The sequence below is a fragment of the Aminobacter sp. 01T433 genome, assembly GCF_056398585.1.
This window is the reverse complement of sequence record NZ_JBFTPR010000036.1, coordinates 1-18,929: the sequence shown is the minus strand read 5'-3', so window position 1 is coordinate 18,929 and position 18,929 is coordinate 1. Positions and strand designations below refer to the sequence as shown.

Sequence of the window (18,929 nt, the reverse complement as noted above, 5' to 3'; positions counted from 1 at the left end):
GTCTCAGCAAAGTGCGTCGTCCACATTGAAGGCTCGTCCCGCGAAGCTCCATCATGCGGCGACCAATGTTGACCGCGAAGACAACCATGCACCCGGCCGCCGTTTCAACAGAATTCATCCCTTGACGCCCCGAATGCGATTAGACAACCCCATCACCCCGAATCCGACGCTGCGTGGCAAGTGGTGACCTTTGGCAGGAAACGACCCCATCTCTGTCGTTCCAAGGGCACTGACGACGACCCGAAAGCCGCCCTTACTGGCAAGTCCAACTGTCGGCTGGTCAGGGGCCGTCTGCGGAAAGTCCGGTTGTGGAAGTGCTCAGCCGCGTACTGCCGGTTCTGAGCCTGACTTGCTGCCTCGCAGTTGTTGGATTACCGGTTAGCGCCTAACTGGAATAGCGGTGCTGAAGATGGCGGACGTGCATAAGATAATCCAGCCCTCCATCGAGAGGCTTCTGGAACTCGGCGTAAACTTCCGCCTGCACCGATACCTATTTGATAGGCATGCAGCAGAATGGCGCAACCTCTCGGCCGAGCTTCACAACGATTACCCCGTAAGGTCCCTCGGCATCATCGCAACGCCTACGAACATCGAAAAGTACCACTTTCTGCATGATGAGGAGATGGTTGCACCAGAGGACATAGTCTACATGGTGGGCGACCAGGTCTACGACGCTGCAATGGCTGCATATGCTTTTACGATCGTCGAGATGTGCGGTGATGAGGTCGCGGCTTTTGTAAAGCAGACGCCTACGAAACAGAGGGCGTGGCATACTGAGATTAAGCAGAACGAAAAACTCTCGGTCAGCGAGGCACTCAGCCAGACGGCAAAGTTCGCCAAACCTTTTGATGGCGATGTCAACCTGGTGACTGCAACGTCGGTCATTCGATTGGCGAGGATGAAGGCCGCCCGCAATGAGTTCGCCCACCAAGGCGATACGATGGTGGATTTTAGTCAGTTCTTAGAAGACGCGTTGGCCGTCCTTAGCCAAATCTATTTTTTGTGTCTGCCTCGGGAAACTCACCTGAAAATTTATCCGTGGGAGGTCCTCATTGATAAATGGGAAGATGGGAATTTCGAGCATACAGAAGAACCCGATTAAAGGGAGCGGCGGCGTCTGGGCGGGCCGACCAAAATTTAGGTCTGGGAACGTCAGGTCTTGGGAGTAGCGGCGCTTTTGGCCAACTACTGTATTGGGGGCGGTTGCCGCCGAAGCTCGTTCACTTAGCGAAGGTCAGCTTTCTCGACGTGGCCGCCCGAAACCCGCCATTCCGCAATCCACCCCATTTCGGCCGCTCATACGTCGCCACCGGCTTCCCGACAGCAGTCATTCTTGTCGAACCCAAGGGTCGACATATTCCGGTGATCTGTCCGAGCACGGCATATGGGGTAAATAGTGCAGCAGACCGTTGCCGGGCGTGGTGGTTCTGTCGAGGTCACCAATAGTCAATTATCCACTGAATTCAGGGGAGCAGCGCCGCGCCAGTGTTGCAATGCCTTGATTGATCTCATTCTAGTTGCAGATGGCACATCCCACCCACAGGCGTCAGCGCGTGCCAATTTTAGGAGCTTGCTTTGTCTTCATTGAAAGTGCGCCAGATCAAGGCCAAGTTGCTGGACCTCTTCGAGAGACATCTGGATTTGTCTGATATTAGCCAGACCGACCAAGAGCGAGAGGCCAAGGTGTTAAGCCGTTGCTTAGCCGCCTACGCGCTGGTGATGACGGCTGGCTGTACGCCGGAAGATGCTGCCAAATCTGTCTGGGACGGCTCTGACGATAATGGAATTGACGCGGTATTCATCGATCACACAGAAAACCGCGTGATTGTATCGCAGTCGAAGTGGATCGCTGCCGGTAGTGGAGAGCCAAGTGCCGCTGACATCGCTGTTTTTGCCAACGGCGTGAAGGACATCTTTGAACAAGAAGAAGACAATTTCGCCGTCAGGCTCAGGCCCCGCCTACAGACGATTGGGCACGCGCTCGACGTGCCCGGTACAACTGTGGAAGTTGTTCTCATCTCGACCGGTGCAAGTCAAATCGCAAAACATGGCACCGCCAATTTGGACCGTCTGCTGCAAGAGTTGAACGGTCAGGATGTGGACGAAACCGATGCACTGGTTTCTAGCAACGTGATAGGCTTGGCTGAGGTCTACACTTCACTGGCGTCCGATAGTTCAGTTGAAGGCATCACTCTTGAGGCAAGCTTGCTTGACTGGTCAAAGGTTTCAGATCCGGAAGTTGCATACTTCGGTGTCATTGATGGATTGCAGCTAAAAGATTGGTGGGCAGCCTTTGGCCGTCGCCTAGTCGCCAAGAACATAAGGCACGCGCTTGGCACCACTGAAGTAAATCAACAGATTCGGGAAACGGCGCTGAACGATCCCGACCACTTTTGGTACTTCAACAACGGCGTTACACTCATCGCTGACGCCGCGGTACGCGCCCCCAAGGCAATAGGATCCAAGGCTTCTGGGAACTTTCAACTCAAAGGTGCTTCCATTGTAAATGGGGCGCAGACCGTTAGCACATTGGGGCGCGTGGAAGACGACGAAAGCTTGGGTCGTGTCCGCGTGCCCATCAGGGTCATTCTGCTGGAGGAGGCCCCTGCAGACTTCGGGGCAAAGGTGACACGCACCAATAATCTTCAAAACCGGGTAGAGGCGCGAGACTTCGTTGCCCATGACCCCGAACAAACACGGCTGCAACAAGAGATGCGCATCGAGGGCATCGATTATCAGTTCCTCCGAAGTGAGGCCACGCAGCCGTCGCCAAATTCGTGCGAACTGCTGGAGGTTACCACAGCATTAGCGTGTGCTTCGGGAGACTCTTCTATGGCCGTCAGCGTGAAGACCGGTATTGGGCGCTTCTTTTTGGACCTGAAGAAGACGCCATACATTGCACTCTTCAACCCGTCCACAAGTGGCGCGACCGCCTTCAACGCTACTCTCGTCCAGCGAGCAGTCGATCGTTGGATTGACCAAAAGAAGAAAAGCATCAGCAAAAAAAGCGGTTATGCGTGGGGAACTCTAGTCCATGGAAACCGCATATTGTCAGCAGCTGTTTTCGCTCGGATCGGCAAGGTTGGACTCACTCAACCCATCGCGGAGTTCCGAGGAAAAATGTCTGAGCTAAACATCTCAGATCACTGCGAGCAGGTCTATTTCGCAATGGTGAGCCACTTGGATGCCAACTACCAGGGCAAGTTTCTCGCTCTGCTCTTTAAGAACCCGTCTATGAGTAAGGACGTGTACGAGGTCAGCAAAGCTGCCTCCTCTTCCAAAGAAGATGTCGGAGTAAGTGCGCTGGCGGATTAGAGGTTATCTTTCGCTAGAACCTTTACGTCCATTCCATTTTGTCAACCGGCCATTGTGTTGCTTTTTCGATTGAAACGTCTGCATTGCAGAATAGCCGGTAGCCGCTGATTGGCAGGAACGGGGCGCCTTGGCGCATAACGATGAATGGCAAGGCGAAGGCAGCTTTGGCGGAGTTATTGCTGAAACCTGCCACAAGGGGCCAGGAATTCGTCGCGCCATCCGCGCGGCCGGCGCCAAGCGCTTTTACCTGCTGTCCTACCGTCCTACCCCTACGGCCTCAATCTGATCGAGCAGGTCTTCGCTAAGCTCAAGCGCCTCATGCGAATCCATCGTCGACGAAGGTCGCAGTCAGACTCGTTGATTTTGCTCGGTAAGATCAATCCGGTCCATCCATGATGATGCAAGCAGGTCGCCTTTGCTGCCACCTAACCCGACACCGACATTTCTCTGTCGGCAGTACAAGGCCAGCTCGAGTTGCGTATATTCGCGCGCAAGACGTGGTCGACACTGCGCGACATCAACATGGCTGCTCGCCATGCTGAGATCGACTCGGTCGTCGGCGCCGGCGGCTCCGGCAAGTCGACGCTGCTGCGGATCATCGACGCCCCCTTGCCGGCGTCGTCGGTGATTGTGCGGGTTTCTGGATCGGTCGTTACCAAGCGGGCGCCGACCGGGCCATGGTGTTTCAGCAGGTGCCCTTTTACCGTGGAAGACGGCGAGAACGTCGCCTATGGACTGACCGTCGGCGGCACGCTGCACCGTGATGTTCACGCCACTGCACAGCGCTTCATAGATCTCACCGGCCTGAAGGGTTTCGAGCACCACTTTCCGCACCAACTCGCCGGTGGCATGCGCCAGCGCGTCACTGTCGCCCGGGCGCTCGCGGTCAACCCGAAGATCCTGTTGCTGGACGAGCCCTTAGCCGCTCTCGACTCGCAGACACGCGACATCATGCAGGGCGAACTGCTCAACATCTGGCGAGTGGAACAACGGTCCTGCTCATCACCCACAAGATCGACGAGGCGGTATTCCTGTCGGATCGAGTCTTGTCTTCAGAGCCCGGCCGGGTTCGGTACGTGAGGAGATACCTGTGCCGCTGGCGCGCCCGCGTGCGCTTGAAGTCAAGCGCAGCCCGGAGTTTGGCGTGCCGGTCGACCGCATCTGCCATCTGTTCGAGGACGAGGTTCGCAGCGCGGTAGCCAATCACAGGGGGGGCAATCACCGTGCCGCTCCCGCATTGTCGTGCCACCGACGGTCAAGGCTGTGCGTGTTTTAACATCACGCCGGCCCTATTGAAGCCTCTGTGTAATCAGGCCCCGCAACCACCATCTTCCGTTGTAGGGCGGTGCCAATCCCAAGATTGACCGAGCCGCCCCTTGAGGGCCGGTTTTCGCTTTTGGGAGAGGCGAACCTCTCCGATCGTCGCAGCCCAGAGGATCCCTGCAAGGTCTCCATTAAGGTTACCGGCAACCCCGACGTCGTTTTGATCGACGCCCGTAGTGACGACAAGCTATACGCGTCGAAAGCCGACTGACTGCAGCTCGTTCCTGTCTTGTTCCTCCGGATCGAATCTGACACAATGTCAAAGATCGACCCAGGGGTTAGCATGTCAGAATTCTCAGATCTTCGCCAAAAAGCAGGGCTTTCAGTTCCGGAAGCAGCCCGGCAGCTGGGTTACACTGAGCGTCAGATTTATCGCTTTGAGACCGGTGAGGGCGAGCCGCGCAAGGCGACCATCGATCTCCTGCGCCTGATGGTGCCGACGTCTCGTGAGGCGGCCGATCGCGAATTTACCTTCATCGACCTGTTTGCCGGCATTGGCGGTTTCCGACGTGCGTTCGAGCCGTTGGGTGGCAAATGTGTGTTCACCTCAGAGTGGGACCGCTGGTCACAGCTCACCTATAAGGCCAACTATAACTGCGACCATGAAGTCGCGGGCGACATCACAAAGATTGAGGCTTCGGCCATCCCTACGCATGACGTGCTCCTGGCGGGTTTCCCGTGCCAGCCGTTCTCACTGGCCGGGGTCTCCAAGAAGAACTCACTTGGTCGCGCGCATGGATTCCAGTGCGAGATGCAGGGCACGCTCTTCTTCGACATCGCGCGCATCATACAGCATCATCGCCCTAAGGCGTTCCTGCTTGAGAACGTGAAAAACCTGAAGAGCCACGATAAGGGCAACACGTTCGACGTCATCATGAAGACGCTTCGCGAGGACCTCGGTTATCGCGTCGAGACCCGTATCATTGATGCACGATCCTGGGTGCCACAGCACCGCGAGCGTATCTTCATCGTGGGCTTCCGAGATGACACCGACTTCAGCTTCGAGAGCCTTGTTCTTCCCGAGAACGACGGACCGACGCTTGGCACGATCCTCCATCCCGAGGACGGCAGCGAGCAGCCGGACGAGAAGTTCATTCTCGAGAGCGGCAAAGTCGATCCGCGCTACACGCTCTCAAACCATCTTTGGACCTACCTGCAGAACTACGCAGAGAAGCATCGCGCAGCTGGCAATGGTTTTGGGTTCGGTCTCGTTGGGCCGGATAACGTGGCACGCACGCTTTCTGCCCGCTACCACAAGGATGGTTCCGAAATCCTGATCCAGCAAAAGCGCAAAAACCCGCGCCGCCTTACCCCACGTGAGTGCGCCCGCCTGATGGGGTTTGAGAAGAAGGGCAGCGAGCCGTTCAAGATCCTGGTCTCTGACACGCAGGCATACCGCCAGTTTGGCAATGCCGTGGTTGTGCCAGTCGTTGAGGCCGTTGCAAAACTCATGCTTCCGCACATCCTCGCCGGAAAAAAGAAGCCGCGAAAGGCGAAGCCCCAGGAAGAGGATCTGCTCGCCGTTGCCTGACGTCGTCGACCCGATCACGCGCAGCCGGATGATGTCCGGCATCAGGTCAAAGAACACTTATCCTGAGCTGAAGATTAGAAAGGCGCTCCACGCGGAGGGCTTCCGCTATCGGCTGCATTCGTCGGACGTCCCAGGCAAGCCAGACATGGTCTTCCCTAGGTTCAGGGCTGCAGTGTTTGTGCATGGGTGTTTCTGGCATGGCCATGACTGTCCGCTTTTCAAGATGCCGGGCACGCGCCAAGAGTTCTGGTCAGCAAAGATCGCTCGCAATCGCGCGCGGGATCAGGTTGTTCAACAGCAATTGAAGGAAGCTGGATGGCGTTCAATGACCGTCTGGGAATGCGCCATTCGCGGACGAGGCCGGCTTGGGCTTGATACAACCGTTGCTGCCATTAGCGACTGGCTACCAGACAGCGACGTGAAGACGGCGGAGCTTCGCGCACCGAAGAAGGAGGCAGCATGAGCGCTCAGGCCGAGCTTAACTTTGAGAGTGCCAGCGCAGATGCAGATCTACTCGCACAGCTGGAGCAGAAGGCTGATCTGGTTCTCATCAAGAAGATGGCGAACAATGATCGCGATTGGGCAGACCACGACAACAAGCACCAGGGCGGGGTCTATATTCCTGTCGAGCAGCGTGATGGTGGATTTTTCCCGCCGCTGATCGACACGATCACGAAGCGAGGCGCATCCGTGCGCGAGGCGACGTTCCGGACGATCTGGCCACAGGTAGGTGGTGAAGATACCAGCCGCCTTGTGAACTACACCAGCAAAGGGCCGGAAACGCACATGACCAATGTGCCAAAGGAAGCTTTCGCAGGGCTTCTCCCGGCATCTTTTCTTGTCATGGGCCGGATGTCAGGTCCTGACGGATATGAGTACGAATGCCTGACAATCGACTCCGGCAGCGATGAGGCATCGCTGCTTACCGAGATGTTCGGCTTTGATGCGGACTTTGTCGTCGAGGTCTTCGATCCCGCCGCTGTCAGGGCGAAGGACCGTGACCGTGTTCTTGACTTTGCGGACCGGGTGATTGCCGCGTGGCTCGCAGGTGAGATCGCCTCCTTCGCCCGCGGTAATGCCGCCATGCCGGCGACAGCGGAACTCGCCCGCCTTGCACTGCGCCAGTATCTTGACACGCATGGCCTTGAGACGCTCAACCCCTTTAAGCTCGATCACCCTGGCGACGTGCTGCGCGAAATAAGCCGCAGCATCGAGTGGGACCTGTTTCGCGAATATCAGCGACGCGAGCGTGCAGTTGAACTTGTGCGCCTTGTGCTGGGAGATGCGACACGCACCTACACCGCGTCCGACATTATTCGCAGACTTGTCGATGGGCTGCCTGGCATTGATGCAATCATGCTCTCTGCGAGCCAGCAGCGAAAATCCCGCGCCGGCTACTCGTACGAACACCACATCGAGACCATGCTTCTCGGCGGCAGCATTCCGTTCGAAAAGCAGGCTATCGTCGATGCGAAAAAGCGCCCAGACTTCATCCTCCCCTCACTGGCGTGGATAGACGGTGAGACTGATAGCGCCAGCACGGGACTGATCCTGAGTGCTAAGACAACGCTTCGCGAACGCTGGAAACAGGTCGAGCGCGAGAAGGGCAGCAGACGCCTGTTCCTCACCACCGTCGACGAGAACATCGCCGGCAATGCCATTGAGGATATGGCGTCCTTTGGCGTTCACCTGGTCATTCCCGAAAGCCTGCTCAAATCCAAAATGGCCGAGTACGCCGGCCATTCAAACGTCCTGGGTTTCCGGGAGTTCTGCGAAGTCCACGTGCGGCCTCACCTCACTGCCTGGAAGTCAGCGGTGACTAGCCTCCTGTGAAGGCTTTCCACCTGAGCGCAATCGCTGCGGCCGAGGGCCTGATAACTGCGTTCAGTATCATGCCCGCAAACCGTTCGTAATCGCTCCCTTTGAGGCGTTCCGAAAGGTGCAGTGTCAGGTCTTCATCGATACCGATCAGGTCCAGATCGTAGAGGGTATGAAGATCAGCCCTCAGCAAGCAACCGTTTGCGGGGTCGTTGTCCGCGTCTGACCGATACGGCCATATGTGCGCTGCTTCGCCGATGTCCATCACATTGCACCCACTGATCATGCATTGCGCGCCGTACCGCGTAATCAGCGACTTGCGAAATTTCTGCTGACCACGTCTGATCCTGATCGACGCAAGCACACGCCTGCGCTCATCTCCTGCGGAAAGCACATAGTCGTCGTTGCCACCCACGCTGCTGTCCGTTGGCGTAAGCCCCTGAAGGTAGAGACCTGCCAGCACATGCGTCTGAGGGGCGTAAACTTCCAAAAGCCGCGTGATCATAAACGGATCTACTCGATCGACATCTGATGGTTGGGACGCAGGGCAGCTTCGCGCAGCTGCGGACCACCCAGCGCGCCCGGTGCGGGAATAAAGTTCTCGCCGTACGAAGCTGTGTAGTTCACCACGCTGATGGTCTCGGACAGCGGTGTCTCGAACTCATGCCTGTTGTTGCAGCGAAAGCGCGGTGATTTGTGTCGCCGCTCTTTGATGCCTGTCGTCCGGCATACAGGACACCGAAAGCGATCCTTCAGGCCACTTTCAGAGGTAACGTCTTTAATGATGGCCACACCTATTGGGGGTGCTCGTTGCGGATGCAAACAAGGTCCCCGGCAGAAACTCTCCCACTGTTATTGAGCTCGCTGTCAAACCGGTAGGCGCGCGCCGGGTCGTCTTTACAGCGGCATTCCCGCCGTACTGCCTGCGCCCCGCTACCGCGAGGATAGACCAGACACGCCTCTCCACGAGCCCTCCGCATCAAAAGTTTCGATCATATTGCGCGTACATTTCCAAAATGTAAAACGGATGTTGACTGAATACACTTCACCGCATATGCAATGTACACATCAGAAAGGCATCGGAAATATGCGCGACAAGCGGAGCAAATTTATTGAACTGGCACAGGCGCGGGTGAACCGCGCGATCAAGGACGTCCGCCTTATCGGCAACCTCGCCAACCGCAGCGCCTATGACTATTCGGACGAAGACGTCCGCAAGATTTTCCGGGCCCTGCAGAAGGAGCTGGACGCAGCAAAGTCCCGCTTCACCGGCGATGCCGGAGGCAAGGACAATGAATTCACACTGGAGTAGCGTCGCGATGTGGAAATGGATCTGGCCGCGTGTTGGCCCAACGCCGATCTCGCAGAACACTGACAGCGAGATGTTCGACCGTGCGGACTTTCCGTATACGGAAACGTTCGTGCGTGAAGCCATTCAGAACACTCTGGATGCGCGCCTGAATCCATCGGCGCCGGCCGTGATCCGTTTCGGATTTCACGAGTCGGACCTCAAGGGTCGTGCACCCTACCTGCAGGAAGCGGTAGCGAACCGGATTACTGCGGAGTTCGCAGAGATCGAGGAATGGTCGAAAGGCCGGATCAAGTGGATCACGATTGAGGATTTCAATACGAAGGGTCTCGATGGAGGCTTCAAGAACCGTCTCGACAACTTCTGGAACTACTGGCTGAACTTCGGCGTGTCGAACAAGGCCAAGGAAGGTGCCAAGCGGGGAGGCCGCGGCATCGGTCGTATGACCTTCCTCATTGCGTCGCGTCTCCAGACCGTTCTTGGGTATACCCGTCGTGTGGAAGACGGGCAGTTTGCCGCCTGTGGCATGACGCTTCTCAAGGCGATGCCGGGCAGCGATGGTGTCCTGCTTTCAACGCATGCGTATCTGGCAGCTGACACCGACGGTGATGTCTTCAGGCTTCACGATGAAGCAGAATTCCATCAGGGTATGGTCGCAGGTTTTGGCCTCACAGGCTATGAAGGTACTGCAGGAACAAGCGGGCTTGCCCTCGTCATCCCCTATCCATATCCGGAGCTGACGCCACAGGGTATTCTTGCCTCCTCGATCGAGCACTTCGCGCCAGCCATTCTGGGCGGTTCGCTTGTCGTTGAAGTGGATGGCACGCGGCTCGATGCAACCTCCATTGATGAGGTCTCCGACTCCGTCGCCGGGAACATTCTTACACAACCGATCCGTGATGACGTCGGTCGTTACCTCAATCTGATCCGTGCCGGTTCAGGGCAGATGCTGGAACTCAGGATTGCTATTAGCGACGGCTTCGAGCCGCTGCGCGAAACGCCGCTGGTCAAGCAGATGCAGGAAGCCTGCAGAAACGGCGATCAAGTTGCAGTCAGGGTCGCGTTCGACCTGCGTAAGGGTACGAAAGGGATTCCAGTCTCCCTGTGTGCCGTCGTGCAAAAAGCGCCGGAAGAAGCTGCGCCAATCGACCGTCTGTTTCGCGAGGGCATGAGCCTTCCGGAGGTAAAGGCGAACATGCCCGGGGAGCTCGACATGATCGTGCTTGTCGACAATGACGAGCTCGCGGCCCTGCTGAACCTGTGCGAAGGCAAGGCGCACCTTGATCTGCTTGAATCCAAAGAGGTCAAAGCCAAGCTGGACAAAGAGGGTTACACCAACGGTGTGGCGGTGAAGCGGCTGGTCAAGAACCTGTGCGCCGACCTTCGCTCGCTTCTCACTCCTGAGATCACCAAGCCCGAGAACGATGTTTTCGACAGCTTCTTTGCCCTGCCAGACAATGACCCTGCGAAGAAGAAAGGGCCCGGTGGAAAGCCCACAGTAACCCCAGTCGAGCCGATAGAGCCTCCCCCGCCGCGGGTGCCGGCATTGCTCGTCCACACTCTGGATGATGGTTTCCGCATGACCGCAAATCCGGCTTACGTGGACTGGCCCGTGAACATGTCGGTAAGCATCGCTTATGCCGATGGCAGCCGTAAGCCAGGATGGGACGAGCTCGATTTCAGACTCTCCGACCTGCCAATCAGTTCGACGGACAGCGAGTTCAGTTTCGTGAAGAACAAGATCACGGCGAAAAACTGCGGCGCCGACTTCAGCGTCGAGGTGAAGGGTTTCGACGCACGTCGTGAGATCGATACGATCATCAAGGTCTGGAAGAGCAATGCGCAGAACCATTAGACTTACTGGCAGACGCCAGCTCGACCGCAAAAGCGCCGCGATTGCCATTCGTGAAGTCGGAGGCAAAAAGCTCCTCACGTTCACGTTCGCCGATGAAAAGGCGTTCAAAGGTTTTCCGGCGAGCGCGCGCCTGCAGGTGCGCCTCGATGAGAACAAGCAGCTCGAGCTAATCGATCTGGGTACGGTCGGGTCGCCGAAGACGGCGGTTGAGCTTGAAAACCAAAACTACATCGACCCAACCTGCATGCTGCGGGTCGCAAAAGCTGATGGAGAGAACTTCGGCGTTCTTCTCGGCAGCACCGGGTCGTGGCGTCTACAGTCGGACAACCCCAATCAGAATGGTGGGGTGAGAGGGCTTCTCAACTTCCTGCCGGGCAAGATCGCGCCGCGCACGTGGAAGCTGAACATCGATGAGAACGCTCATCCGATCATCCAGGTCGACAGCCGGATACCCGATCCCCGGTCATGGGCAAAAAGCGACCCGGTATTCGTCGGCACCATTATGCCGGCTGTGATCCACCAGATCTTCGATGACATTCTTTGCCACGACAATCCGCAGGATTTCGAATGGATGAGGGACTGGCTCCAGTGGGCGGACGGCCTGATGACCGGCGAGCCGCTACCGGAGAAGCCGGATGTTGCGGAACGGCGCAAATGGATTGATGCCCTGATCGACAGCTTCTGCCAGCGGCACAAGCTTTCCGATCGCATCGTTGATCAGCTTCTTGCCACGGGAGGTGTGCAGTGAAATTTGATGGTCTCTACCAGCTCACGCCTGCCGGAATGGAAGCTTTCCAGCAGGCGTTCAATGGCCTGCTCGCGGAAGAGGCCATCGATCTGGCTAACCCCGCCATTGCAACACGCATTCAGGGTTCCAAGCCTTTCGAGGCTGTCGTCTTTGAAACCAGCCTGGACATGGGCAAAGCTATCATCGCGTCTGCGGGAAGCGTAGACATCCCCATCCTGCTCGCGAATGAAGGGCTGTGGGCCTGGCTGGCATTTGTCCTGCGTGATTCAGCCTACCCGCTGCGCAAGGACGGACGCCGCAAGCTTGGTGAGGTGCACCGCTGGTACCCGAGTGACGTAGGAAACTGGCAGAAGGGTCAGCGCCACCTCATTCGAATGCCTGTCCTGATGCTTTCGCAGTTCGGCGAGACGGTCGAGTATCTGTTCGACCGAACACCGTCAATTCCTGGAGAACTACGAGAGCAGATCACCAGTCAGCAGGACATGGCTCATGTCGGTTTTCAGGCCGCCGCAAGGAAGCTGTATTACGACGACAGCAAGAAAGCGCTGCGCCGTGGTTATGCAGGCAAGGGGCGCGGTTCCTCCAGACGACTTGCGCGCATCAGGAAGCAGCTGGACGTGACATGGAATCTCTTTGCGCTTTCGGCTGAGCAGTTTATCGAAAAGCTTCCCGGGGAGTTCGACAAATTCAAGAACCTGCCCGCGCAGTGATCGATCATGCAGCCTATCTCTCAACCAGTTGATCCCCGCACCGCCTTCTTCGGTTGTTACCTATCCTGTCAATTCTCTGTTCCGATATGCGATCGCCACGTCCGCTTTTGGGATTTCGAAGGAGTGGCTTGAACGACTGGAATAAGGCGCGATGCGGTCATTCCCTTCGAGCGATTGTTTGGCACGGCAGAAAGCAAATTTTTGTGCGCATTGGGAGCGGCGGCAAGCGGCGGCCCCTCGCAACTCGGCGCGTCATAAGACTCACAAGAGTGGCCAGGGGTGCGGAATCCGCGACAATGGCGAGCGCAATGCCAGCGCCATGCCCTGCCCTCCCGGGATCACAAGGTGGCGAAAATCTCTGAAGTGCTGTCGTGCCGACCACCCCAAAACGCCAACGCCAATCTTTATGCGGCGGAAAGACGAGTTGCGACCGTCTACGCCGGTCGAGACTTTGACAATCGAACCCCATTGTCCGGCAGTAATTCGATGCCAGCTTCTTGCAGTGCTGCGGCCATGCTCTTGAGATTGTTCGAGATGGGGACTCGAGCTCCTCGTTCATAGTCTGCCACTGTCTGTCGAGATACGTCAGCCGCCTGAGCCAAGTCCTCTTGGCTCCAGCCAAGCATCGCTCGAGCGCCGCGGCACTGCTCCATCGTCAAAACTGGCAATTTCAACTAAACATTCCGATTGACATCAATCATTTTGTATAAGAACTTGTCCTCAACGACGGCCGAGTAGTTGCTGCAACACCTACTCGGCCTGACCAAACCCAAGCTGGTTGGAGCTCGGATCATGGCTGATTCCGACAATACCACAGCTTTGCCTTTCGTCATCCTAGGGAGACGAAGGAAGAGCCGCGCTGTGGATGACGATGCGAAAGGTGACGCCACGGTTGGCGCCAGATTCGCAGAGAGCATTGCCGCGCGTTTGCTTGCGCCCGTCGACCCTTGCGTGGTCCTGCTGCAAGAGTGGGAGCACGCACACCACATGGCGGTGGTTTTGTGTCGACTGCAGCAACGCCTTGAGACGCGGATAAGGAATGCCCTCGGGTCTCCAGTTCCAGGCGGCGCAACGGATATGGACCGCAAGGGCACGTCGAAGTCAGCCCTGACAGATCATCAGCAAACACGTTGGGACGCGCTTGACCATGAGGTTGGCTACTCGCGCGTCCGTGCTGCTGAGATAGAGGCCGTCGAGGCTGAAGAACAAGTCCTTGAAGCCGTTGCAGCCACACAAGCGCAGTCACTTGGCGGGGTGATCGCCAAACTGACAATCATTGCCGGCGGCGGCGAGAGCCAGGGTGACACATCGTCATTTCCCTGGCCGCAGATCCAGTCGGTTCTGGACGATCTCAAGCGCCTGAGCGAACGCGACCGGCCTGGCGACAGTCGCGGCGTGGACGAAAGCCATTCACGGCGAGACTGAGCGCAATGCAGGATCGCGGGAGGCGAGACTGCGACCAAGCGCGGCAACAGACACCAGACATCCCTGCATGGGCTGTTCGCGCGGGCACCTTCACAACAATGGGAGAGAGAAAATGAACTTGAGAAGTCCAGCACGTCTTGCACGCATCTGCAGCGCATTGCTTGCGCTGATGATCGCCATGGTGGGTGGCACGGCCTTAGCCGAGACCACCAAGGAGCGGATCATGCGCGAAGGCAAGATCGTCATTGGCATCCACAACCGCTCGCCCTGGGGTTTTCGCGATGAAGCCACTGGCGAAGCAAAGGGCTGGCACCCGGACCTGCTCAGGGCTGCCTTCTCCGATCTCGGCGTCAAGGAGCTCGATATCAGGGTCACCGAGTTTGGTGCCTTGATCCCAGGTCTACTGGCAGGCCGCTTCGATGCCGTGGCTTCCGGTCTTTCCATCACGCCAGAGCGCTGCCGGCAGGTCGCCTTCGGGTCCCCTGATCTGAAAGTCCACGACGCGGCCATCGTACTCGCTGGCAACCCAAAACAGATCCATGGCTTTGCGGATATTGTGAGCAAAGAGATCATCATGGGTGCCGGACGCGGCAGTGTCTCGGTCAGGAATGCGGCTGCAGCCGGTGTGCCGGAGAAGAACATGCTGCTGTTCCCCGACATCGAAGCCAACATCTCGGCCCTGCGCTCAGGTCGCATCGATGTCACGGTGCTGTCGTCGCCCACCGTCATTGGCCTGCTCGCCGGCGGCAAGGCCAAGGGCCTGGAGAGTGCGACACCGTTTGTGACGACAGACGAACAGGCCACTTATGCAGCTGTCGCCTTCCGCACCGAAGACCAGGATTTGCGAGCGCTGTGGGATGAACGACTGGCTGTCCTGACGCTGGACGGCACGGTGACCAAGATCATGGCCCGATATGGCTTTGGCGCGACGGAGGTCGTGCCCAACACCATCACCGTCGACAAGCTCTGTGGCAATGGCGCCGACGGTGCTGGCAAATGAGTATGCTCGAGATCTGGCTCGGCATCCTTCAGGGCTTTCGTGTCACCGCTTTGGTGACACTCTATGGCCTTGTCTTTGCCATCCCCTTTGGCCTTGTCTTCGGCGTTGCCCAATACCTGACGACAGGCCCGGCGCGGTTTGTGGTGACCTCGATCATCGAGTTCTGGCGCAGCTCGGCCGTCATCATCTTGCTGTTTGTCTTCTACTACGCCCTGCCCCTGGCCGGACTGGCACTGTCGGCGATGACTGTCGCCGCCATGGTGCTCGGGCTCAACATTGGTGGTTATGCCAGCCAGGCCGTCCGGGCTGGCCTGCAGGCGTTGGACCGTGGCCAGAAAGAAGCTGGCCACGCACTGGGACTCAAGCGCTCCACCATCTTGTGGCGCATCGAGCTGCCTCAGGCACTGGTCGCGATGAGCCCGACCTTCATCAACCAGCTGATCCAACTGGTGAAGGCGACATCGCTGGTCTCTCTGGTCACGCTGACCGACATGACCTTCCGCGCCAAGGAGATCTCCCAGATCGAGTACGACCCGGTGCCGATCTACACCTCACTGCTCCTGGCCTACTTCATCGTCTGTTATCCGGTCGCGCTGTTCGGGCGTTGGGCAGAACGGCGCATCAACCCGGCAAGGGAGGCGCGTCGTGGCGTTTGATCTGGTGTTTGCACTTTCGACGGTGCCTACCATCCTCAGTGCCATCGGCATGACGCTGCTGGTCGCGGCCCTCAGCTGCATTGGTGCCTCGGCAATCGGCTTCGGCTTCGAGCTCATCCGGAGATCGGGAGGCTTGGGGGGCCTCGTCGTTGGCTTCGTGATCGACTTCATCCGTGCGACGCCGGTGCTGGTCTGGCTCTACTGCCTGTATTTCATATTGCCGTTTTACGGCATTCGCCTTGGCGCGCTTGCCGTCGGCATCATCGGCCTTAGCCTCTATTACAGCGGTTATCTCGCCGAAGTGTTCAAGGCTGGCATCGATGCCATCCCCAATGGTCAGGCCGAAGCCGCAAGGGCCCTGGGCCTCGGCAGCATGGATCAGACCATCTTTGTCATCGCCCCACAGATGCTGCGCAACATCGCAGCACCCATGGGCAACTACTTCGTCTCGATCCTCAAGGCGACGCCTTATCTGGCCGTGCTGGCCGTGCCCGAGATGCTCGGCCGTGCCTTCGACATCGCCTCTGACACCTATCGCTACGCCGAGCCGCTGACGGTCGCTGGCCTCATCTCCCTTGGTCTCGCGCTCATCATCTCGCAAGCCATCAAGCGGCTCGAGATGCGTCTGCTTGGGCCGACGACCAGGTAGGCCAGCGGCCGGTAGACCAGCAACGGGTCGCGCGTCTTACGAACCTCACCGTGCAGGCGCACCGGCGAAGCCACCCACCCACAATAGCTCGCTGTCATCAGCGGACCGTAGAGAGAACCCATGACCAAGACAGACGACAAGCTCGCCGTCCAGATCACCTCGCTCAACAAATGGTATGGCACCTTCCATGTGTTGAAGGAGGTCAACCTCACCATACAAACTGGGTCTCGCGTCGTGATCTGCGGGCCGTCAGGTTCTGGCAAATCAACCCTGATCCGCTGCCTGAACGGGCTTGAAGCCTATCAGCAGGGAACCGTAACACTGGGCACGACCAGGCTGGACGACAACGCCAGGGAGACAGCACTCGCCCGCCGACAGACCGGAATGGTGTTCCAAAGCTTCAACCTGTTTCCGCATCTGACGGTTTTGTCGAATTGCACCTTGGCTCTACGGCGGGTGCTTCGCATGCCTCGCAACGAGGCCGAGAGCCTGGCGCACCATTTCCTCGAAAAGGTCCGCATTCCCGAGCAGGCCAGCAAATACCCCGCGCAACTGTCAGGCGGACAGCAGCAGCGCGTGGCCATCGCCCGGGCGCTGTGCATGAACCCGCGCCTGATGCTGTTTGATGAGCCAACCTCCGCCCTCGATCCCGAGATGGTCAAGGAGGTGCTCGATGTCATGACCGGGCTCGCCCACGAGGGCATGACAATGATCTGCGTCACCCATGAGATGGGCTTTGCCCGCGAGGTCGCCGATCAGGTCGTGTTCATGGACCAGGGCAGCATTGTCGAACAGGCGTCGCCGGTGACGTTTTTTTCAACACCCAACCATCCCCGTGCCCGGTCTTTCCTCAACACGCTGTTGCATTGAGAAGGCGTGGGTTGACGAGGAGGGAGGGATCAGTGGCAAACGACACACGCATCTGGACGGACGTCGATTTTAACAGGGATGGCAAGCAGATCGGCTGTCTGCGGGTGCCGTTTTCGAGCCATCGCTCCGCCTATGGCACCATTCCGATCCCGATCGTCGTTATCAGAAACGGCGCCGGGCCGACCGCCCTGCTTGCCGCCGGCAATCATGGTGATGAATATGAGGGTCAGGTTGCGCTCAGCAAGCTCGCCCGACAGCTTGATGCAAGCGAACCTTGTGGCCGCATCATCATCCTGCCGGCATTAAACTATCCCGCGGTGGACGCCGGCAGACGGGTGTCGCCGCTTGATCAGGGCAATCTCAACCGGATGTTTCCCGGCGACGCCAATGGGTCGCCGACCGAAATGATCGCCCACTACGTCGCAAGGGTATTGCTGCCTCCTGCCGACATCGTCATCGACCTGCACTCCGGCGGTACCTCGCTGTTCTACCTTCCCTGCTGCCTGATCCGTACCGGCAAGACTGATACCGAAACGGCACGGCTGATCGAACTGATGCATGTCTTCGGCGCTCCCATTGGCTCGATCAGCGACGGCTCGGGCGGCGGCGGTGCGACCACCCTCTCGGCAACAGCCCAGGTGCTCGGCATCCCAGCCCTGACCACCGAACTCGGCGGTGGGGCCTCCATGTCACGCCAAGGCGAAACCCTTGCCCGAGACGGCGTGCTGCGTGTGCTGAAACACATGGGCATCCTGCCCGACGCTATCGTTGAGCCGGCGGGGCCAACACGATCCATGCGGGTCGGCGGCAGGCAAGCCTTCACCTATGCCCCAGCCAGAGGCATCTTCGAACCAGTGGTAGCGCTGGGAGACGAGGTCCGGGCCGGCGATCTTGCCGGTATCATTCATCCAATAGCAGGGCCTTCGGAACCGGTCAGAACGGTTCAGTTCGCACAATCTGGCCTCGTCGCTTGCCAAAGAGCCCCTGCCCTTACCGAACCCGGAGACTGCCTGTTCAAGCTTGTGGTGGACGTCACCTAAGCGCCTTTGTGCACCACTGACATTGCGTGCCTCTTCGACGCGCAGACGGCAGCACGAGGTACGCGCCCTCGGACTCAACGGTATCGAAGGGACTTTCCGAACGGGCTGAGATGATACGACCAAGCCGCTTCCGCTACGCGTAACGAGCGATGGCTGCCTTGAACCGAGCGGTAATGGGTTAGCGCGTCCGTCGACCCAACATCTCCGCCGCGATAGCAACCACATGATGTTGCGAACAACTACACCTCATAGCTTCCATGCCGTGCTCTGGCGCTGCGCCAGTTGTAAATGCTCGGCCTGTTTCAACGTCTGCGCTATGCGCTCATGGGCAGCGAGCTGTTGGGCTGCGCGCATCACCGGCCAAGCCTCACGCAGCTTCTCGCGCTCGCCAGGGCGAAGGCCCTCGGCGGCCTTGTCGAAGTGGCTACCCGACGGCGCCCGCGCGGCATTGACGAGCAAGGCCCGCTCGCCAAAACGTTCAGTGACGGCACGGTTGAAGCCATCGATCTCGAGCTTCGCCTGGCGATTGTTGAGGGCAAGGCCAAGAGCGGCGGGAAGATCGTTGCGGTCGATGGCGGTGCGGATGTTTTCCAGCACTGACCTTGCGGCTTGCGACAGCGCCGGGATGTCGATCGAGACACGATGACGAAGCACCTGCTCCTCCTTCTCGATCCTTGCGG

The 18,929-nt window shown here is 58.3% G+C and carries 20 protein-coding genes and 1 pseudogene; 17 read left to right on the top strand and 4 right to left on the bottom strand.

Annotated elements, in window-relative coordinates:
• From AC1DLV_RS29565 to AC1DLV_RS29535, 7 genes are all read left to right on the top strand, one after another.
• A partial coding sequence (locus AC1DLV_RS29565) for a hypothetical protein (RefSeq protein ID WP_476836330.1) occupies positions 1-187 on the top strand: 187 nt, incomplete at its 5' end.
• Positions 188-400: 213 nt separating this feature from the next.
• A complete protein-coding gene (locus AC1DLV_RS29560) occupies positions 401-1,102 on the top strand; it encodes a hypothetical protein (RefSeq protein ID WP_476803527.1) in 702 nt (233 codons plus the stop codon).
• A 473-nt stretch (positions 1,103-1,575) separates the two neighbouring features.
• A complete protein-coding gene (locus AC1DLV_RS29555) occupies positions 1,576-3,315 on the top strand; it encodes an AIPR family protein (RefSeq protein WP_476803528.1) in 1,740 nt (579 codons plus the stop codon).
• Positions 3,316-3,789: 474 nt separating this feature from the next.
• Positions 3,790-4,395: an ATP-binding cassette domain-containing protein gene (locus AC1DLV_RS29550; protein ID WP_476803529.1), complete on the top strand. Its 606-nt coding sequence runs from the start codon at positions 3,790-3,792 to the stop codon at positions 4,393-4,395.
• Between the two features lie 526 nt (positions 4,396-4,921).
• The gene (dcm, locus tag AC1DLV_RS29545; protein ID WP_476836329.1) at positions 4,922-6,169 is read left to right on the top strand and encodes a DNA (cytosine-5-)-methyltransferase; all 1,248 of its coding nucleotides are present in this window, start codon (positions 4,922-4,924) and stop codon (positions 6,167-6,169) included.
• The gene (locus AC1DLV_RS29540) at positions 6,162-6,632 is read left to right on the top strand and encodes a very short patch repair endonuclease (RefSeq protein ID WP_476803532.1); all 471 of its coding nucleotides are present in this window, start codon (positions 6,162-6,164) and stop codon (positions 6,630-6,632) included. The genes dcm and AC1DLV_RS29540 overlap by 8 nt, the downstream gene beginning before the upstream one ends.
• Positions 6,629-8,002 (top strand): type II restriction endonuclease, encoded by a 1,374-nt coding sequence (locus tag AC1DLV_RS29535; RefSeq protein ID WP_476803533.1) that lies wholly within the window; start codon positions 6,629-6,631, stop codon positions 8,000-8,002. Before AC1DLV_RS29540 ends, AC1DLV_RS29535 begins: the two co-directional genes overlap by 4 nt.
• Here the strand turns inward: AC1DLV_RS29535 and AC1DLV_RS29530 are convergent.
• Together AC1DLV_RS29530 and AC1DLV_RS29525 are read right to left on the bottom strand one after the other, a co-directional pair.
• A complete protein-coding gene (locus tag AC1DLV_RS29530) occupies positions 7,989-8,492 on the bottom strand; it encodes an HNH endonuclease (protein WP_476803534.1) in 504 nt (167 codons plus the stop codon). The two genes, AC1DLV_RS29535 and AC1DLV_RS29530, sit on opposite strands and share 14 nt — an antisense overlap.
• 8 nt (positions 8,493-8,500) lie before the next feature.
• Positions 8,501-8,779: a hypothetical protein gene (locus tag AC1DLV_RS29525; RefSeq protein WP_476803535.1), complete on the bottom strand. Its 279-nt coding sequence runs from the start codon at positions 8,777-8,779 to the stop codon at positions 8,501-8,503.
• Between the two features lie 295 nt (positions 8,780-9,074).
• Between AC1DLV_RS29525 and AC1DLV_RS29520 the strand changes: the two genes are divergently transcribed.
• Genes AC1DLV_RS29520 through AC1DLV_RS29505 form a run of 4 tightly spaced genes read left to right on the top strand, consistent with a single transcriptional unit; the run spans position 9,075 to position 12,609 of the window.
• On the top strand, positions 9,075-9,299 hold the full coding sequence (locus tag AC1DLV_RS29520) for a hypothetical protein (protein WP_476803536.1): 225 nt from the start codon (positions 9,075-9,077) through the stop codon (positions 9,297-9,299).
• Positions 9,280-11,151, top strand: a complete 1,872-nt coding sequence (locus tag AC1DLV_RS29515; protein WP_476803537.1) for a hypothetical protein — start codon at positions 9,280-9,282, stop codon at positions 11,149-11,151. Before AC1DLV_RS29520 ends, AC1DLV_RS29515 begins: the two co-directional genes overlap by 20 nt.
• On the top strand, positions 11,135-11,899 hold the full coding sequence (locus tag AC1DLV_RS29510) for a hypothetical protein (RefSeq protein WP_476803538.1): 765 nt from the start codon (positions 11,135-11,137) through the stop codon (positions 11,897-11,899). The genes AC1DLV_RS29515 and AC1DLV_RS29510 overlap by 17 nt, the downstream gene beginning before the upstream one ends.
• Positions 11,896-12,609 carry a hypothetical protein gene (locus AC1DLV_RS29505; RefSeq protein WP_476803539.1) on the top strand — a complete coding sequence of 238 codons (714 nt, stop codon included), beginning with the start codon at positions 11,896-11,898 and terminating at the stop codon, positions 12,607-12,609. The genes AC1DLV_RS29510 and AC1DLV_RS29505 overlap by 4 nt, the downstream gene beginning before the upstream one ends.
• Positions 12,610-13,043: 434 nt before the next feature.
• Here AC1DLV_RS29505 and AC1DLV_RS29500 read toward each other — a convergent pair whose 3' ends face one another.
• Positions 13,044-13,262: a helix-turn-helix transcriptional regulator gene (locus AC1DLV_RS29500; RefSeq protein WP_476803546.1), complete on the bottom strand. Its 219-nt coding sequence runs from the start codon at positions 13,260-13,262 to the stop codon at positions 13,044-13,046.
• 139 nt (positions 13,263-13,401) lie between these two features.
• Between AC1DLV_RS29500 and AC1DLV_RS29495 the strand changes: the two genes are divergently transcribed.
• The 6 genes from AC1DLV_RS29495 (at position 13,402) to AC1DLV_RS29470 (ending at position 18,249) form a co-directional block, all read left to right on the top strand.
• On the top strand, positions 13,402-14,034 hold the full coding sequence (locus tag AC1DLV_RS29495) for a hypothetical protein (protein WP_476803540.1): 633 nt from the start codon (positions 13,402-13,404) through the stop codon (positions 14,032-14,034).
• A gap of 112 nt (positions 14,035-14,146) precedes the next feature.
• Positions 14,147-15,034 carry an ectoine/hydroxyectoine ABC transporter substrate-binding protein EhuB gene (gene ehuB / locus AC1DLV_RS29490; RefSeq protein WP_476803541.1) on the top strand — a complete coding sequence of 296 codons (888 nt, stop codon included), beginning with the start codon at positions 14,147-14,149 and terminating at the stop codon, positions 15,032-15,034.
• Positions 15,031-15,690, top strand: a complete 660-nt coding sequence (locus AC1DLV_RS29485; RefSeq protein ID WP_476803542.1) for an amino acid ABC transporter permease — start codon at positions 15,031-15,033, stop codon at positions 15,688-15,690. The genes ehuB and AC1DLV_RS29485 overlap by 4 nt, the downstream gene beginning before the upstream one ends.
• Positions 15,680-16,339, top strand: coding sequence for an amino acid ABC transporter permease (locus AC1DLV_RS29480; RefSeq protein WP_476803543.1), 660 nt, complete (start codon positions 15,680-15,682; stop codon positions 16,337-16,339). The genes AC1DLV_RS29485 and AC1DLV_RS29480 overlap by 11 nt, the downstream gene beginning before the upstream one ends.
• A gap of 120 nt (positions 16,340-16,459) precedes the next feature.
• Positions 16,460-17,209, top strand: coding sequence for an amino acid ABC transporter ATP-binding protein (locus AC1DLV_RS29475; RefSeq protein WP_476803544.1), 750 nt, complete (start codon positions 16,460-16,462; stop codon positions 17,207-17,209).
• A gap of 32 nt (positions 17,210-17,241) precedes the next feature.
• Positions 17,242-18,249, top strand: a complete 1,008-nt coding sequence (locus AC1DLV_RS29470; RefSeq protein WP_476803545.1) for a succinylglutamate desuccinylase/aspartoacylase family protein — start codon at positions 17,242-17,244, stop codon at positions 18,247-18,249.
• A 246-nt stretch (positions 18,250-18,495) separates the two neighbouring features.
• Here the strand turns inward: AC1DLV_RS29470 and AC1DLV_RS29465 are convergent.
• Positions 18,496-18,929: pseudogene (locus AC1DLV_RS29465) on the bottom strand (Ti-type conjugative transfer relaxase TraA); the annotation flags it as partial.

Coding starts and splice junctions, on each gene's coding strand:
- AC1DLV_RS29485 (WP_476803542.1), top strand. CDS start 15,031: ATGAGTATGCTCGAGATCTGGCTCGGCATCCTTCAGGGCTTTCGTGTC.
- AC1DLV_RS29520 (WP_476803536.1), top strand. CDS start 9,075: ATGCGCGACAAGCGGAGCAAATTTATTGAACTGGCACAGGCGCGGGTG.
- AC1DLV_RS29535 (WP_476803533.1), top strand. CDS start 6,629: ATGAGCGCTCAGGCCGAGCTTAACTTTGAGAGTGCCAGCGCAGATGCA.
- AC1DLV_RS29475 (WP_476803544.1), top strand. CDS start 16,460: ATGACCAAGACAGACGACAAGCTCGCCGTCCAGATCACCTCGCTCAAC.
- AC1DLV_RS29510 (WP_476803538.1), top strand. CDS start 11,135: ATGCGCAGAACCATTAGACTTACTGGCAGACGCCAGCTCGACCGCAAA.
- AC1DLV_RS29495 (WP_476803540.1), top strand. CDS start 13,402: ATGGCTGATTCCGACAATACCACAGCTTTGCCTTTCGTCATCCTAGGG.
- ehuB (WP_476803541.1), top strand. CDS start 14,147: ATGAACTTGAGAAGTCCAGCACGTCTTGCACGCATCTGCAGCGCATTG.
- AC1DLV_RS29530 (WP_476803534.1), bottom strand. CDS start 8,492: ATGATCACGCGGCTTTTGGAAGTTTACGCCCCTCAGACGCATGTGCTG.
- AC1DLV_RS29515 (WP_476803537.1), top strand. CDS start 9,280: ATGAATTCACACTGGAGTAGCGTCGCGATGTGGAAATGGATCTGGCCG.
- dcm (WP_476836329.1), top strand. CDS start 4,922: ATGTCAGAATTCTCAGATCTTCGCCAAAAAGCAGGGCTTTCAGTTCCG.
- AC1DLV_RS29500 (WP_476803546.1), bottom strand. CDS start 13,262: ATGGAGCAGTGCCGCGGCGCTCGAGCGATGCTTGGCTGGAGCCAAGAG.